Origin of the sequence: Verticiella alkaliphila, assembly GCF_018904615.1 — a bacterium.
Lineage (GTDB): Bacteria > Pseudomonadota > Gammaproteobacteria > Burkholderiales > Burkholderiaceae_B > Verticiella > Verticiella alkaliphila.
Genome location: NZ_JADCNH010000029.1, coordinates 34,657 through 50,599 on the forward strand (window position 1 = coordinate 34,657; position 15,943 = coordinate 50,599).

The 15,943-nt window shown below is 68.4% G+C and carries 10 protein-coding genes; 7 read left to right on the forward strand and 3 right to left on the reverse strand.

What is annotated here, in order from left to right; genetic code table 11:
- Window positions 1–3,606, reverse strand: coding sequence for an indolepyruvate ferredoxin oxidoreductase family protein (locus IMZ29_RS16620; protein ID WP_216186160.1), 3,606 nt, complete (start codon window positions 3,604–3,606; stop codon window positions 1–3).
- A gap of 216 nt (window positions 3,607–3,822) precedes the next feature.
- Between IMZ29_RS16620 and IMZ29_RS16625 the strand changes: the two genes are divergently transcribed.
- Both IMZ29_RS16625 and IMZ29_RS16630 read left to right on the forward strand, forming a co-directional pair.
- On the forward strand, window positions 3,823–4,629 hold the full coding sequence (locus tag IMZ29_RS16625; RefSeq protein WP_216186163.1) for an ABC transporter permease: 807 nt from the start codon (window positions 3,823–3,825) through the stop codon (window positions 4,627–4,629).
- 15 nt (window positions 4,630–4,644) lie between these two features.
- On the forward strand, window positions 4,645–5,892 hold the full coding sequence (locus IMZ29_RS16630; protein WP_216186164.1) for an ABC transporter ATP-binding protein: 1,248 nt from the start codon (window positions 4,645–4,647) through the stop codon (window positions 5,890–5,892).
- 36 nt (window positions 5,893–5,928) lie between these two features.
- Here IMZ29_RS16630 and IMZ29_RS16635 read toward each other — a convergent pair whose 3' ends face one another.
- The gene (locus IMZ29_RS16635) at window positions 5,929–7,023 is read right to left on the reverse strand and encodes an FkbM family methyltransferase (protein ID WP_216186166.1); all 1,095 of its coding nucleotides are present in this window, start codon (window positions 7,021–7,023) and stop codon (window positions 5,929–5,931) included.
- 181 nt (window positions 7,024–7,204) lie between these two features.
- On the opposite strand from IMZ29_RS16635, the gene IMZ29_RS16640 reads away from it, so the two are divergent.
- Window positions 7,205–7,855, forward strand: a complete 651-nt coding sequence (locus IMZ29_RS16640; protein WP_216186168.1) for an isochorismatase family protein — start codon at window positions 7,205–7,207, stop codon at window positions 7,853–7,855.
- Window positions 7,856–7,863: 8 nt separating this feature from the next.
- Window positions 7,864–8,649: a 2,3-dihydro-2,3-dihydroxybenzoate dehydrogenase gene (locus IMZ29_RS16645; RefSeq protein WP_216186170.1), complete on the forward strand. Its 786-nt coding sequence runs from the start codon at window positions 7,864–7,866 to the stop codon at window positions 8,647–8,649.
- A 60-nt stretch (window positions 8,650–8,709) separates the two neighbouring features.
- Here IMZ29_RS16645 and IMZ29_RS16650 read toward each other — a convergent pair whose 3' ends face one another.
- The gene (locus tag IMZ29_RS16650) at window positions 8,710–10,074 is read right to left on the reverse strand and encodes a glycosyltransferase family 4 protein (RefSeq protein WP_216186172.1); all 1,365 of its coding nucleotides are present in this window, start codon (window positions 10,072–10,074) and stop codon (window positions 8,710–8,712) included.
- Window positions 10,075–10,242: 168 nt separating this feature from the next.
- Here IMZ29_RS16650 and IMZ29_RS16655 point away from each other — a divergent pair, with 168 nt between their 5' ends.
- The 3 genes from IMZ29_RS16655 to IMZ29_RS16665 are packed head-to-tail and all read left to right on the forward strand — an operon-like array spanning window position 10,243 to window position 15,737.
- Window positions 10,243–11,220: a hypothetical protein gene (locus IMZ29_RS16655; RefSeq protein ID WP_216186174.1), complete on the forward strand. Its 978-nt coding sequence runs from the start codon at window positions 10,243–10,245 to the stop codon at window positions 11,218–11,220.
- A gap of 3 nt (window positions 11,221–11,223) precedes the next feature.
- Complete coding sequence (locus IMZ29_RS16660; protein ID WP_216186176.1) at window positions 11,224–14,460, forward strand: glycosyltransferase; 3,237 nt, start codon at window positions 11,224–11,226, stop codon at window positions 14,458–14,460.
- Complete coding sequence (locus tag IMZ29_RS16665; protein WP_216186178.1) at window positions 14,457–15,737, forward strand: glycosyltransferase family 4 protein; 1,281 nt, start codon at window positions 14,457–14,459, stop codon at window positions 15,735–15,737. The genes IMZ29_RS16660 and IMZ29_RS16665 overlap by 4 nt, the downstream gene beginning before the upstream one ends.
- Window positions 15,738–15,943 lie beyond the last annotated feature (206 nt).

A 15,943-nucleotide genomic window follows, 5' to 3' on the forward strand; every position in this document is an offset into this window, starting at 1 on the left:
TCACGCTGCGCGGGTGATGGGGATCACCCGCAGCTCGAACGTGCGCAGCAGGTCTTCGCGCTGCGTCCGCACCCGGGCGAGGTTGGCCTCTTTCACGTGGCCATAGCCGCGGATCTCGTCAGGAAGCTCGGCCAGGGCCACGGCCGTGTCCAGATTGGTCGGCGTGAGCCGCTGCACGACGTGGCGCAGGGTCTCGGCATACTCCGTGGCGAGCGCCCGCTCGGTCTTGCGTTCCTCGGTGCGGCCAAAGGGATCGAGGGCCGTGCCCCGCAGAAAACGCAGCCTGGCCAGCACCTTGAACGCCTTGAGCATCCAGGGGCCATAGCTCTTCTTGATGCCGCGTCCCTGGGTGTCCTGCTTGGCGAGGGTGGGTGGCGCTAGGTGGAACCGCAGCCGGTAGTCGCCCTCGAACTGTGCGGCCACCTTGTCGAGGAAGACGCCGTCCGTGTAGAGCCGGGCCACCTCGTACTCATCCTTGTAGGCCATGAGCTTGAAGGCGTTGCGGGCCACCGCCGCCACTAGCCGCTCGCTGCCGGGCGTGGCCGCGCTGGCGCGGCGCACGTCCTCGACGAGATCGCGATAGCGCCGGGCATAGGCGCGGCTCTGGTAGGCGGTGAGGAAAGTCTCGCGACGCGCGATCAGCGTGTCCAAGTCGTCGGCAGGCGTGGCGTCGGCGGTGCCGATGCGACGGTCGTCGTCGGCCGCGTCGCGCGGGCGGCGCAGTTCGACGACGTTAGTGGGGGCGAGCACGCGCGCCGCGAGTTCCGGCGTCTGGGCGAACTGTCGGCCCCACTCGAAGGCGAGCAGGTTGTTCTGGATCGCCGTGCCGTTGAGCTCGATGGCGCGGCGCAAGGATTCGCGACGCAAGGGCAGCCAGCCCTTCTGGCAGGCATAGCCCAGCATCATCGGATTGGCGTAGAGTGCATCGCCCACGAGCGCCACTGCGAGACGACCGGCTTCCAGCACGTCCAGGCGCTCCGGCCCGCCACAGGCCTGTGCCAAATCGCGCGTGAGGTCGCTGCCCGGCAGGGTCCAGTTCGGGTTGTGAATGAAGGCGGAGGTCGGCGTGACGTCGCCATTGAGCAGCGCGTGCGTGCGGCCCGCCTGGGCGCGGGCCAGCGTTTCCTGGCCGGCCCCCACCACCAGATCCCCTGCGAGGATGAGGTCGGCTTCGCCGAGTGCCACCCGCGTGCTGTGGATGTTCGCCGGCGTGGCCGCCAGCACCACGTGGGAGTGCACGGCACCGCCTTTCTGGGCGAGGCCTGCCATGTCCAGCACCGAGCAGCCCTTGCCCTCCAGATGCGCGGCCATGCCGATCAGCTGGCCGATCGTGACCACCCCGGTGCCGCCAACGCCCGCCACCAACACCCCGTAAGGCACGTCGAGGCGCGCCAGCGCAGGCTCGGGCAGGTCCGCGGCGGGGACGGCAGCCGTCTCGCCACTGGCCGTGACGCCGGGCTTGCGCAGTTTGCCGCCTTCCACGGTGACAAAGCTCGGACAGAAGCCGTTCAGGCAGCTGTAGTCCTTGTTGCAGCTGGACTGGTTGATCGCCCGCTTGCGGCCGAACTCCGTTTCCAGCGGCTCCACGGACAGGCAATTGGACTTGTCGGAGCAATCGCCGCAGCCTTCGCACACGCGCTCGTTGATGACGACCCGCTTGGCCGGGTCGGGATAGGCCCCGCGTTTGCGGCGGCGCCGCTTCTCGGAGGCGCAGGTCTGCTCGTAGATCAGCACCGACACGCCTTTGAACGCACGCAGCTCGCGCTGCACGTCGTCCAGTGTGTCGCGATGGTGCAGGGTGACGTCGGGCGCCAGGTCGCGCACGCCCTTGTACTTGTCGGGATCGTCGCTCACGAGCGCAATCCGCTGCACGCCCTCGGCCGCCATCTGGCGCGTGATCGCCGCGACGGACAGCGCACCGTCGAAGGGCTGGCCGCCCGTCATGGCTACCGCATCGTTGAAGAGGATCTTGTAGGTGATGTTCACGTTCGCGGCCAGCGCGGCGCGAATGGCAAGTGAACCGGAGTGGAGGTAGGTGCCGTCGCCCAGGTTGGCGAAGATGTGGCCTTCGTCGGTGAAAGGCGCCTGGCCGATCCAGGGCGCGCCTTCGCCGCCCATCTGGGTGAAGGTGGACGTGCTGCGGTCCATCCACGTCACCATGTAGTGACAGCCGATGCCCGCCACCGCGCGCGAGCCTTCGGGCACGCGGGTGGAGGTATTGTGCGGACAGCCCGAACAGAACCACGGCTTGCGTTCCGTGGTGACGCGCGGACGGGCCAGCTCGCGCTCCTTCGCCTCGATCACCGCCAGCCGGGCCTGGATGCCGGCGCGCACGTCGTCGGGCAGCGCGTCGCGCATCAGCCGCGCGCCAATGGCCTTGGCCACCTTGGCGGGGTCGAGTTCGTAGTGGGCCGGCAGGATCCAGTTGCCTTGCGGCACGGCCCATTCGCCGCCGTCCTTCTCGTCGAACTTGCCGATCACGCGCGGAATCTTCTTGCCCGAGCCGATCCAGCTGAAGAGCTCTTCCTTCAGCTGGTACTCGATGACCTGACGCTTTTCCTCGACGACGAGGATCTCGTCCAGGCCCTCGGCGAACTGGCGGATGCCCTGGGCCTCGAGCGGCCATACCATGCCCACCTTGTAGAGCCGCAGGCCGATGTTCCGACAGACGGATTCCGTCAGGCCCAGGTCGGCCAGCGCCTGCCGGGTGTCCAGGTACGCCTTGCCGGAGGCCACGATGCCGAAGCGGGCGCTGGGAGAATCCCACACCGTGTGGTTCAGACGGTTCGCCCGCGCATAGGCCAAGGCTGCGTAGAGCTTGTAATCCAGCAGCCGGGCTTCCTGCTGCAACGGGGTATCCGGCCAACGGATGTTGAGCCCGCCCTCGGGCATGGCGAAGTCTTCCGGCAGACGAATGGTCAGCCGGTCGACATCGACTTCCACCGAAGCGGATGCCTCGACGATGTCGGTGAGGCACTTCATGCCCACCCACACGCCCGCGTAACGGCTCATGGCCCACCCATGCAGCCCGAAATCCAGATACTCCTGCACGCTCGCCGGGAAGAGCACCGGCAGCATGGCTGCCTTCAGGATGTGCTCACTCTGGTGGGGCAGGGTGGAGGACTTGGCCGGGTGATCATCCCCCGCGACCACGAGCACACCGCCGTGCGGTGAGGTGCCAGCGGCATTCGCATGCTTGAAGACGTCCCCGCAGCGATCCACGCCCGGGCCCTTGCCGTACCACATCCCAAAGACGCCGTCGTATCGCGCTTTGGGATACAGATTGACTTGCTGCGTGCCCCACACGGCCGTGGCGGCGAGCTCCTCGTTGAGCCCTGGCGTGAAGGTGACATGGTGGCGGGCGAGGTGCTCCTTGGCCTTCCAGAGGTTCTGATCGACGCTACCCAGCGGCGAGCCGCGGTAGCCGGACACGAAACCACCGGTGTTCAGGCCGGCGACCAGATCGCGCTGGCGTTGCAGCATCGGCAGCCGGACCAGGGCGTGCACCCCGCTCATCCAGGCGCGTCCGTGGTCCAGGGTGTATCGATCGTCGAGCGTGACCTGCTGCAAGGCGGCCTGCTGCTGGGCCGAAAGCGGGGCGTTCATGATGTCTCCAAGCGGGTGTTGGGGGGATGCTCCCGGCCTGCGTCACCTCGTGAGCGCGCGAGCCATGGCATCGATACCGTTCTTGTCCTGCCTGCATTCGTTGTAACGCGCGCCGCAGGGGCGTGCAATAGGGCCTTGCGCAGGGGGCAGGACACGTCCTGATACGCGTGTTTCCGTGTGCCGCGTACGCGCCGACTCCCGTACAATCCTGCCACCATGAATCTGATGCGGAACACGCTGTTCGCGACCTGGCGCTTTCGTGGCCTCGTCCGGGCGATCTCCGAGCGCGACTTGCGTGCGCGCTACACGGGCTCCCTCCTCGGCCCGGCCTGGCTGATCCTCCAGCCGCTGTCCATGATCCTGATCTACACCCTGGTGTTCTCTCAGGTCATGCACGCGCGTCTGCCGGGTGAACACACCTCGGCCTTCGCCTACAGCGTCTTCATCTGCGCGGGCCTCATCACCTGGGGCTTCTTCGTCGAGATCACCACGCGCACCAAGGGCATCTTCCTGGAGCACGCGAATCTCATCAAGAAGGTGCAGTTTCCCAAGCTGGTGCTGCTCGTGCCGGTGGTGGTGGTGGCGCTCTTCAACTTCCTCATCCTGACCGGGCTCTACTTCATCTTCTTGCTGCTGGTCGATGCCTGGCCGGGGTGGATCGTGCTGTGGGCCCTGCCCAGCATCGCCGCGCTCACGTTCCTTGCCCTGGCCATCGGCCTGCTCGCGGGCGTGCTGCATGTGTTCGTGCGCGACGTGGGGCAGACGGTGGACATCGCACTGCAGCTGCTCTTCTGGGGCACCCCGATCGTCTACCCGATCACCATCCTGTCCGATTGGATGCGCGAGATCGTGTATTTCAACCCGGTGGTGCGGCCCATCACCAACTTGCAGCAACTCTTCCTGAACGGCACCGTCCCCACGCTGGAATCGCTCGCCTACACGGTGGGCATCGCATCGGTGCTGGCCGTGCTGGCGATCATCGCCTACAAGCGTCTCTATGCCGAGATGCTGGATTACCTGTAGACGGTGGCCCATTCCATGACTTCTCCTGTGATCTCGATCCAGAATGTAGGCAAGGCCTACGCGAGCGCCTATGGCAAGAAGGCGCTGTTGAAGCGCGTCTTCAGCGGCCGTACGGATCCGAACCGCCTGCGCTGGGTGCTGCGCGGCGTCACCTTCGACGTGCGGCCGGGCCAGGCCGTGGGCCTGATCGGCGTGAACGGCGCGGGCAAGAGCACCTTGCTCAAGATGCTCGCCGGCACGAGCAGTGCCACCGAAGGCAAGATCGTCATCAACGGCACGGTCTCCGCGCTGCTCGAACTCGGCCTGGGGTTTCACCCGGATTTCACCGGGCGTGAGAATGCCTATATGTCGGGCCAGATGACGGGTCGCAGCCGCGCCGAGATGGATGCCGTCATGCACGAGATCGAGGCCTTCGCCGAAGTGGGCGATTACTTCGATCTGCCGGTGCGCACGTATTCAAGCGGCATGCAGGTGCGCGTGGCGTTTGCCGTGGCCACGGCCTTCAAGCCCGACGTGCTCATCGTGGACGAAGCCTTGTCGGTGGGCGATGCGTACTTCCAGCACAAGTCATTTGCGCGCATCCGGCAGTTCCGCGACGACGGGGCGACGCTGCTCTTCGTGTCGCACGATCCGGGCGCGATCAAGACCCTGTGTGACCGCGCGCTGCTGCTGGGCGAGGGCGGGGTGCTGCGCGACGGCGACCCTGCCGACGTGCTCGATTTCTACTACGCGCTGATCTCCGCGCGCGAGGATGCGGCCAAGGATCCAGAGGGCGATCTCGGCGAACTCGGCCGGCGCTCGGGCAATGGCAAGGCCCGCATGGTGTCCGTGAAGCTGCTGGGCGCCAAGGACATCAATGCCGTCGAGCAGCCCATGTTCCGCGTGGGCGAGGCCGCGCGCCTGTGCATCGAGGTGGATGTCAACGAGCCTTTGCCCGGCCTCACGCTGGGCATGACCATCCGCGATCGCACGGGCTACGACGTCTTCGGGATGAACACCCGCCGCCTGGGCTTCAAGGATATCGGCATGACGCCGGGCGAGCGCCAGCGGATCGAATTCAACCTGCCCGAGCTCAACATCGGCACTGGGCACTACCACATCAGCGTCGCCCTGCACGACGACGATCACCACGTCGCCGGCAATTACGACCGCTGGGATCAGGCCGTGGTGTTCGAGGTGACGCACGGCACGATGGTGCCGTTCGCGGGCGTGGCCGCGTTGCCGGTGAGCGTGGACGTGACGCCTGTGCGGGCCCCCGCCTGACGGCGCATGTCGCCGTCGGCGCACGGCCTCGGGCTGTCAGGCCGAAGCCGGGCGCGCGATGATGTCGATGTGGTCCACGCCGGACTGCGTGTGGGCATCGAGCACGCGCGCGGTGTCGGTGCCGCAATCGTCGATACTGCCATCGTGTTGGACCACGCCCAGCGTGTAGCCAAGCCCTACCAGGAACTCGAGATAATGTTGGCCTGAGACACCGCTCATGCCGGGCATGGCGTTGGGCGAGAACTCGCTCACGACGATGGGCTTGTCGCGGCGCAGGATCTGTTCGGCGCCCTTGAGGGCCCGATACTCCGCGCCTTCGATGTCGATCTTGATGAAATCCGTGCGCTGCTGATGCAGGACCAGGTGGTCGAGCTGCACGGCGGGCACGATGCGCGCGGACGTGAGTGCCTCGAGTTCGGCCGGCGCGGTGGACGTCGTCCCGTTGCTGTAGGTGGAATTGAGCACCAGGAGGCCATCCTGATCGGACGTCCCCATCGGGTACACCGTCACCTGTGCGAAGTCGTTGGCGCGTCGGCTCGCCTCTAGCAGAGCCACGTTGCGCGCGTTCGGTTCGAACGCGCAGACGCGGCCCTCCTTGCCGACGAGATGCGCGGCAAGCATCGTGAAGTAGCCGATGTTGGCACCGACGTCGATGACGTTCATGCCGGGCCGCAGCAGCTCCTGGAAGATCTTCGTGACGTGGTCCTCGTAGCTGCTCACCAGCAGGTGCTTGCCGACGTCTTCGTCGGTCGTGTCCACCAGGAATTTGAGGCCGTGCTGATCGGACCAGGCGAGGCTGGGATCGAGCGTGGCGTTGATGAGCTTGCGGTGCGCGAATTCGGCGGAATTCAGATAGGTGGAGACTACCTGGGGCAGCGCCGTACCTGCCTTGCTGAGGTGGCCTGGGATCTCCTCGGGGCTGGGCGCGCGGCCAAGGATGAGCCGAAAGCAGTAGAGGATGTCCTCCTCGGTTGCCTCACCGGTCTGGGGTAGATCGCGTCGCGTGGCGGCCGGCTTGGTCGCACCGTCCGATGTTGGCTCAGGCCCGGCAGGCGGTGCCACCGAGGTCAGGGCAGCGTCGGGTGCCGGGGCGGCGCGGCTCGATAGCGCGCGAAGAAGCTTCAGGACCATCAGGACATCTCTCGTCAGAATGAGGCGACGACGCGCGGTGTCGGCGCGTGACCGTTCGATTGTGTCATCGGCGCGGACGTGATCCGTCGGCATTGCGCCGCGCGCAACACAAACGCCATCCAGACTGAATATTGATTATCATTCTCATGCAGCGTTGTGCGCACCTGACTTTGACCTCGACATGACCATTCCCGCCCTTGCATCCTATCCCATGCCCGCCGATCCCGTCGAGAACCGTGTCGGCTGGCGACTGGATCCGTCGCGCGCCGCGCTGCTGGTGCACGACATGCAGGCCTACTTCCTCAACAAGTTCGAGACGACGCAGGCCCCCGTGCCCGCACTCGTGCAGAACATTCGTCAGCTGCGCGAGGCCTGCGACGACGCGGGTGTGCCCGTGTTCTACACCGCGCAGCCGGTGGCGCAGCCTGCGGGTGACAGGGCGCTGCTCAACGACTTCTGGGGGCCGGGGCTCACGCAAGCGCAGTTCCACGCACAGCAACCCATCATTGAGCCGCTGGCCCCGCGGGCGCAGGACACGGTGCTCACCAAATGGCGGTACAGCGCTTTCCAGCGTTCCGACCTGCGCGAGCAGCTACGCGCCCGAGGCCGCGACCAGCTGATCATCTGCGGCATCTACGCTCATATCGGCTGCATGGCGACGGCGCTCGAAGCATTCATGCAGGACGTCCAGCCGTTCTTCGTCATCGATGGCGTGGCGGACTTCTCCGAGGAAGAGCACCACATGGCCGTGCGCTACGTGGCGCGTCGCTGCGGGATGAGCGTGACGGTGGCGCAAGCCGTGACCGCGCTGGCCGGCGAGAGCACGCGATGAACGGCCGGATGAAAGAGGCAGCCGGCGGACCGGGAGAGTTCGCCGATGAGCACGTGTTCGTCACCGGCGCCGCGGGTGGTATCGGCGCGGCGCTGGTACAGGCGTTGCTGGCCGAAGGCGCGCGGGTGACGGCCATCGATGCGGATGCTGCGGGCTTGGCGGCATTGACTGGCGGCGAGGCCTTGCGTACGGAGACGGTCGACGTGAGCCAGTCGCAGGCCGTCAAGGCGGCGGTGGCTGCGAGCGAAGTGGCGTTCGGGCCCATCGATCGGCTGGTCTGCGTGGCTGGCGTGCTGCAGATGGGGCGCATCGCCGATCTGACGGATGCGCAGTGGGCCCGGGCATTCGCGATCAACACCGACGGGGTCTTCCACGCGTGTCGCGAAGTGGCGGCGGGCATGATCGGGCGCCGGCATGGCGCCATCGTCAACGTCAGTTCCAACGCCGCCACTACACCGCGTCTGGCCATGGGCGCGTATGCGGCCTCGAAGGCCGCGGTGACCGCGCTCTCGAACTGCCTGGCATTGGAGCTCGCCGAGTACGGCATCCGTTGCAACGTGGTGTCGCCTGGCTCGACCGACACCGAGATGCAGCGTGCCATGTGGCGCCAGGGCTCGTCGCGCGAGGCCGTCATCGAGGGCAACCCGGCGCAGTATCGGCTCGGCATCCCCCTGCGCAAGATCGCACGGCCCGACGAGGTCGTCCAGGCGATTCTCTTCCTGTTGTCAGAGCGCGCCAGTCACATCACGCTGCACGACTTGCGCGTGGATGGTGGCGCGACGCTGGATCAGTGAGCCGCGCGGAGCCTGCCGCACGTTCGGCCAGCGCGAAGCGGCCGAACGCGGTCGTTCACATCAGAGCCGCGCGAGTAGCGCGTCGACGTTGTTCGCGAAGGTCTCGTTGTCGAAGCGACGTGCGTTGACCAGACCCGCGTCGCGCAAGCTCGCGCGATAGGCGTCGTCTTCCATGAGGCGCTTGGCGGTCACGGCGATCTCTTCGACGTTGAACGGATCCTGGATCAGGGCCGCGCTCTGGCCGACGACTTCCGGGATCGACGCCACGTTGGTGGTGAGCACCGGGCAGCCGAGTGTCTGGGCTTCGAGCACCGGGATGCCAAAGCCTTCGGACAGCGTCGGGAAGGCGAAGTAGCGGGCGTTGCGCAGCAGGCAGAGCTTTTCGACCTCGGTGATGTAGCCGATGTAGCGTGTGGTCCTGCGCCGCTTGGCGGTGTCACTCTTCGCGTCGGCTGCCGGGGCGCCGGGCTTGGGCAGCGTGAGCACGTCCGACAGGTTCTGTTCGGCGGCGTACTCCTTGTCCACGTAGCCTGCGAGCACCAGCGGGAAATCCTCGCCGCGGGCGGCAATGCCGTGCGCGGCAATCAGCCGGTGGATGTTCTTGCGCCCTTCGATGGCACCCACGTAGAAGCAGTAGTTGCCCTTGGTGAGATTGAACTTCTCGAGCACGGCCTCCTGCACCAGCGGCTGCTCGCTCAGGTGCAGCGCGTGCGCATCGGCCGGCAGCGGCTGGTAGACGGTATGGATCCGGGAGGCCGCATGCGGGAACACCTCCAGGAAGCGGTTGCGCGTGTAGTCGGACACGGCAAGCATCAGGTCGGCGTGCTCCGCGCAGGCCTTCAGGCGCCGGTAGAAGACGTCCGTGCGTTCCCAGTGGGTGGTCACCTGCAGCGGGATCAGGTCATGCACCGTCTGCACGAGCTTGGCGCGCGGGTGGGCCGAGCGCACGGCCATCGGCGAGGTCGTGAAGATCGTGTCGTACCCCGCGTTGCCCGCGAAGCCCAGATCCAGCGGCTTCTCGAAGGAAAGGCGGTTCACCACGGAGGCCGTGTCGTACACATAGGGCACGTTGAGGAAGCGGTCCACGTCGCGAAGGAACCAGAGGTTCTCCTCGGTGACCATGGACTGCTGGTTGGCCACGGCGACGGGCTTGACGCGATTGAGCCAGCGGTGCGTGCCGTACTTCAGCAGCATGCGCCGATGCGAGACGCGGATGCGGGTCGGATCGTTCAACGCGTGATAGATGTTGCTCAGCAGCGGAACGGTGTCTTGCGACGCGCGCGCTTCGCTCAGGATGCCGGTCTGGTGGCCGCGACGCTTGACCGCGCTGATGAGCGACTTGGTATAGAGGTAGATGCCGCGCTGCAGTTTCTGCTGGAACTCGAAACCGGCGAAGAGGACGTTGCGACGAGGTGCTGAAGCCATGATTCCCGCGAAGAGGGCGGCCAGGAGGCCATCGGCGCCCAGGCTCGACGCCGGGCAAAGCCGGGAATTGTAAGAGAAACACCCCGGGTGGGCTGTGTCCTTTCGCTTCCGGCAGGCCGGGCTTGCTCCTCTACAATGGCCCCGTCATCTTTACGCAACGTGCCATCCATGGGTGAATCGAACTGGCGACACCGTCTGGGCCGCGTGCCCGTGCTCGGGAATCTGGCAGCAGGCCTGCGCGGCGTGTACTCGCTGCGGGCCTGGCGAGCGTCGCTGCGGCAGGACATCGCGGATCTGCGCCGGGATCTCCAGACGGCGTCCGCGCGCCTGGATCACCTGGATCGCCTGCGCGAAGAACTGCAGGCGCGCCAGGAGCGCGCGTTCGAGGCGCAGGCTGATCGATTGTCCCAGGCACGCGCCGCCGAGCAGGCGGAGCGCGACGCCTGGCGGCGCGATATCGAGGCCTGGCTGGGCGAGCAGGCCGAGCGCGGCGAGCGGCGCCTGGCGGCAGGGACATGGCAGGCCGCGCAGGTGCAGAGCGCGCTCGATCAGGTCCGTGCCGTTGTCCGCGACAGCCGGCGCGCGTCCGAGCCGGCAGACATCCGTGGAGGGGATTGGCCGGCGGCAGTCTCCGGCGCGGTGGCCCTGGCCGCCCTGGCTGAGGACGTCGACGCCGCGAGTTGGCGCGAATGGCAGACGCTGTTGCCTGACGATGCTCGGGTGCTGGTATTGCCCTCCGAGACGCCCACGGCGTGGGCGGCGGGATTGCAAGCCTTGCCCACCGGGTCGCTCAACGCGATTCTGGCGCCCGCTGGAGCGGGCGCGCTCGATGCGGCGGGCATGCGTGCGCTCGCACGCGCGGCCGCTGCGGTCCTCGCACCGGGCGGGCAATTGGCCCTTCGCCTGGACAATCCCGAGAACGCCGCGGTCGCAGCGGCTCTCTGCAGTGCCGGGCCGGGCGTCTTCGCCTGGACGCCCGATGCCCTGACCTCGGCGTTGCGCGAGGCCGGGCTGTCGCCCGTGGCACTCTGGCGCCTGGATCCGGCCCCTCCCGTCCTCGAGGGCGAAGGCGAGGCGGTCGCGGCGGTGAACCGCCTCTTGGCCGGGCCGCGACGCTTTCTTGCCGTGGCTGGCCGGGACGACTGAGGCATGCGTCTGGCGATCGATGTGCAGGCGTGTCAGCTGGGCGGTGAGCGCGGCCATCGCGCGCTGGCCACGGCGCGCGCGCTGCAGGCGGCGGCTGCGGAACACGAGCTGATCTGGGTCGCCCGTGACGGGCTGGACGTGGATGCCGCGTTGCTGGCGCGTTGGCTGGCGCACGACACTGACAAGGCCGCGTGGCGCACCTTTCGCGCCCCCCTGCCCAGTGCGGCTCACGCTCCGGCCAATGCCTGGCGACGTGCGGCTTCACGCGCGGCGTGGGCCATGTTCCTGGCGGGTCTGGACGCGGATGCCGTGATCGTGCTCGATGCGGCCGTGGGCTACACCGATGACGCCATCTACGGCGCGCCAGACGCGCTCACGCCACCCCTGGTGGCGCTGGTGGGCGAGTCGCTGGTGCCGGCCGGGCGTGGGGATCGTGTCGCCTGGGCCTGCGAGATCCAGGCGGCCCTGGCCGACGCGGCGGCTGTCATCGGGCCGGCGGGCTGGCAACTGCCCTCGGGCCAGCTCGTGCAGCCCGCCCCTGCCGATGTCGAGACGCTGGCCGCGCTGGCGCTGGCGGCTGCCTGCCGTGCGGGCTCGGCCGACGCGGCGCCCGCGAGGCTGGATGGCGCGAGCGCCAAGCCGCGCTTGGCCTACGTGTCGCCGGTGCCGCCCGCTGCCAGCGGTATTGCCGACTACAGTGCCGAGCTTCTCCCGGCGCTGGCCGAGCACTACGCCATCGAGCTGGTGTGCCCTGAAGCGCCGCCGCCCGCGGCGGCCATCGCCCAGGCCTACCCGGTGCGCACGCCAGCATGGTTCCATCAGCATGCGGGCGAATTCGACCGCATCCTGTATCACCTGGGCAATTCGCCGTTCCACAGTCACATGCTCGGGCTGCTGCGCGAGCACCCCGGCGTGGTCGTGTTGCACGACTTCTACCTGGGGCACGTGTTCGGCCATGCCCAGCACACCGGACGCCTGCCGATGGCTTTGTGGCGAGCCTTGCTGCGCTCGCACGGGCCTGCCGCGCTGCAGTTGTATCGGGCGCAGGGCGAGGCGGCCGCACTGGCTGCGTATCCGTGCAACCTGGAGATCTTTGCCCAGGCCGACGGCGTCATCGTGCATTCGCGTCACGCCGAGTCGCTGGCGCGGCGCTGGGCGGGGCCGACACCGCCGTGTCCGGTGCACGTGGTGCCGCTCTCGCATGCGAGCCCGCAGGCGCAGGCGGATCGCCTGGCCGCGCGCGCGCGGCTGGGGCTGGATGCCGATGCCTTCGTCGCCTGTTCGTTCGGGTATGCCGGGCAAGCCAAGATGTCGCGCGAACTGGTCGAGGCGTGGATTGCCACGGGCCTGACGGGTGCCCATCTGGCCCTGGTCGGCGGCCACCAGTTCGAAGGCGAGTACAGCCGCGCGCTCGAGGCGCGGATTCGCGAGGTGCCGTCGGGTACCGACATCCGCATGACCGGCTATGCGCCCATGTCGGTATACCGCGACTACCTGGCGGCAGCCGATGTGGCGATCCAGCTGCGTACGCAATCCCGCGGCGAGACCTCACGCGCCATCCTGGATGCCATGGCGCACGGCGTGGCCGTGCTGGCCAATGCGCACGGCGCTGCCGCCGAGCTGCCGGCCGAGACAGCCATGCTGCTGCCAGACATGCCCAGCGTGGCCGAGATCACCCACGCGCTTCGAACCCTGGCTGCCGAGCCTGCGCGGCGTCAGGCCATGGCAGAGGCGGCGGGACGTCACGTGCGCACCCAGCATGACCCTGCCGAAGTGGCGCGCGCCTACCGCGACGCCATCGAGTCCGCCGCCGAAAGCGGGCCACGCACGCCCGCGGGCCTGGCTCGGCGAGCGGTCAAGAGCCTGGCGGGGTGGCGTGAGCCGCTGGTCTTGCCCGACCGTGCGCAGACCGAACGATTGGCGCGCGATCTCCTCGTCAATCACCCGCAGCCCCAGTCGCGCGGCGTGCCGCCCGACACGGCCGCGCTGCTGCGCCGTCCGCGTACGGCGGTCGGGCCGGCAGGGCTGCGCGTGCTGTCGTTGCGGCCCGCCAGGCCGATCGACGCGCGCTCACCGCGCATCTGGCGAGCGCAGGCGACAGCCCGTGCCATGGCCGATGCCGGGGTCACGTGGGATGTCGTCGAATGGGCGGTGGGGCCCATGCCCGAGGGCGGCGATCGTGCGGACACGCTGCGCGTGCCTGACGTGGCGTGCGCCAGCGACGTGCCGCGCCGGCTGGCGCAGGGTCTTGCGGCCCTTCTGGGTGCGTCGCAGGCCACGGGCTTGGCCGCGTTGGTGGCACGCTTGCGCGCCACGGGGTACGACGCCATCCATCTGGAGACGCCATTTGCCTGGCCGCTGCTGCAGGCAGCCTGGCCGTTGGCGCTGCGCGACGGGCCGATGCCTGCGCTGATCTACGAGGCCGAGCGTGACGAGCAGGGGGAAGCCGCGCGGCATCTGCCCGTCGAGCAGGCCGATGCCGTGAGACAGACCGAGCGTGCCGTGCTGGCGCAGGCCGGGCTGTGCCTGGCGACGAGCGAAGCCTTGCGGACTGCGCTGGTGCGCCAGGGCGCCGCGCCCTGGCGTGTCGTCGTCGTGCCCGATGGCGCTGCGCCGCCGCAGGAGGACCCCGCGCGCAGCCATGCCGTGTATGTGGACCATCTGCCGCAGCGGCCTTTCGCCCTCTGGGTCAGCGAGGACGACGCAGGTGCGCGTCAGGGTTTCCTGGATCTGATGGGGCGCTCGTTCGCCTTTCTGCCACCCGACGCGATGTTGGTGGTCATCGGCCGCCTGTGCGATTTCATCGAGCAATCGCCGGACTTCAATGCCTGGGGCGGCATCAACCGCTCACGCGTGCGGCTGCTGGCCGACGCCGACGAACTCATGCTCTCTGGCGCGCGGCGGCATGCGCACGTGGTGCTGCTCGCCCGGGCGGCCGTGCCGGGCGACATCGGCGCACCGGATGCGCAGGCAGCGGAGGCCTTGCGCGATGCCCGCCCGGTGCTGGCACGACCGGCCGCACTGCGCGGGCTCGCACCCACGTGCGAGTGGCCGGCGCTGACCGTCGAACCTGACATGGACCGGTTCCGCGCCCGGCTGGTGGCGGCGTTGCGCGCACCCGCACCCGCCGTGGTCCCGGCCCCGCCGGTGCCGTGGGACGCCGTGGTGCACCCGGCGCCGCGCCGTCTGGCGGCGCTGGTGCATGGCGTGCGCACGCTATCGAACGCGGAGAGCCGATGAGCTGGGATGACCAATCGCCGCCGCACGACGTGCCGCCGGCCCCTGAAGATCCGGTGGTGACCGAAACCGGTCCGGCCCCTCGCGGGGCGGACGACCGCCTCTGGATCGACGTCACGGCGTCGTTTCACTGGCGCCGCGCGCCGTCGGGGATCACCCGGGTGGAGCAAGAATGCGTTCGGTGGGCGCTCGATGCGGTGCCCGATCAGGTGCGTTTCTGTCTGTACGATCTGGATCGCCAGGCGTGGTTTTCCATGCCGCACGACGAGGCCCGCGCCGTCCTCGCGCGAGCCTACGGGCCCGACGGTAGTGCCGTGGCCGAGACCGTGTCGGATTGGGCGCCTGCCGAGCCCGCGATCACGTTCGCGCCGGGTGAGCGGTATCTGTGTCTGAGCGCGGACCAGACCCCCGAGCGCATCGCCGCGCTGTTCGATGCCCACCGCCAGCAGGGGCTGCGCGTCTTCGGGATCGTCTACGACCTCATTCAGATCCTGTTCCCGCACTTCTACTGGCGGCACGCGGACCAGGGCTGCGCGCGCTATCTCACCGACATGGCGTGGATGGCCGAGCACCTCGTGTGCATCTCCGCCCGCACGCGTGACGACCTGCTGGGCTTCTACGATACGGTCGGCGTGAGCGCGCCGCCGCTGTCCCTGGTTCGGCTGGGCGATGAGCTGCCCCCGGCAGCCCAGTGGCCGTGCTCGCCTGAGGTGCAGGCGCTGGTGGATGCCGGTACACCCTTCATCCTGGTCGTCGGTACGCTGGAGATCCGCAAGAACCACGAGGTCTTGTACCGGGCCTTGCTCCACCTGCTCGCCCAAGGCGTGGAGGATCTGCCTCTCCTGGTGTTCACTGGCATGCGCGGCTGGCGAATCGACGATCTGCTGGCGTCGATCGAGCTCGACCCTCGCGTGCAGGGGCGCATACGCCTCATCTCGCATGCCTCGGACGCCGATGTCGCTGCCTTGTACCGGCATTGCCGCTTCACGGCCTTTCCATCGCAATACGAGGGGTGGGGGCTGCCCGTGGCCGAGAGCTTGGCGTATGGCCGTGTCTGTCTGGCCGCCAACGCAGGCTCGGTGCCAGAGATCGCGCCTGGGTTGACGGACCTCATCGCGCCGCACGATGTGCAGGCGTGGGCGCAGCGCATGCTCGCCTATAGTCGCGACACGGCCCTGCGCGAAGCGCGCGAGCGCGAGATCGTTGCCGGGTATCGCGTCACACCGTGGCGTGAGACGGCGGCCGTGATCGTGCGCCGTGCCCTGACAGGGGGCGGGTAAAATCGCGGACCACAGGCCTCCAGGCCGAGCCGAGGGCTTATTGCATCGCCGCCATGTTCCATCCGAACAATCCTGACCTCGATCTGACCGCGCTCACGCAGCGCGTGCGACACCATGCGGCCACCCGGCGCCGGCCGGACATCACGCCGATGGCCGTGCCGCCCGCGCCGGTGGCGTCGAGCACCGCCCCCGAGCCAACCGGCTGG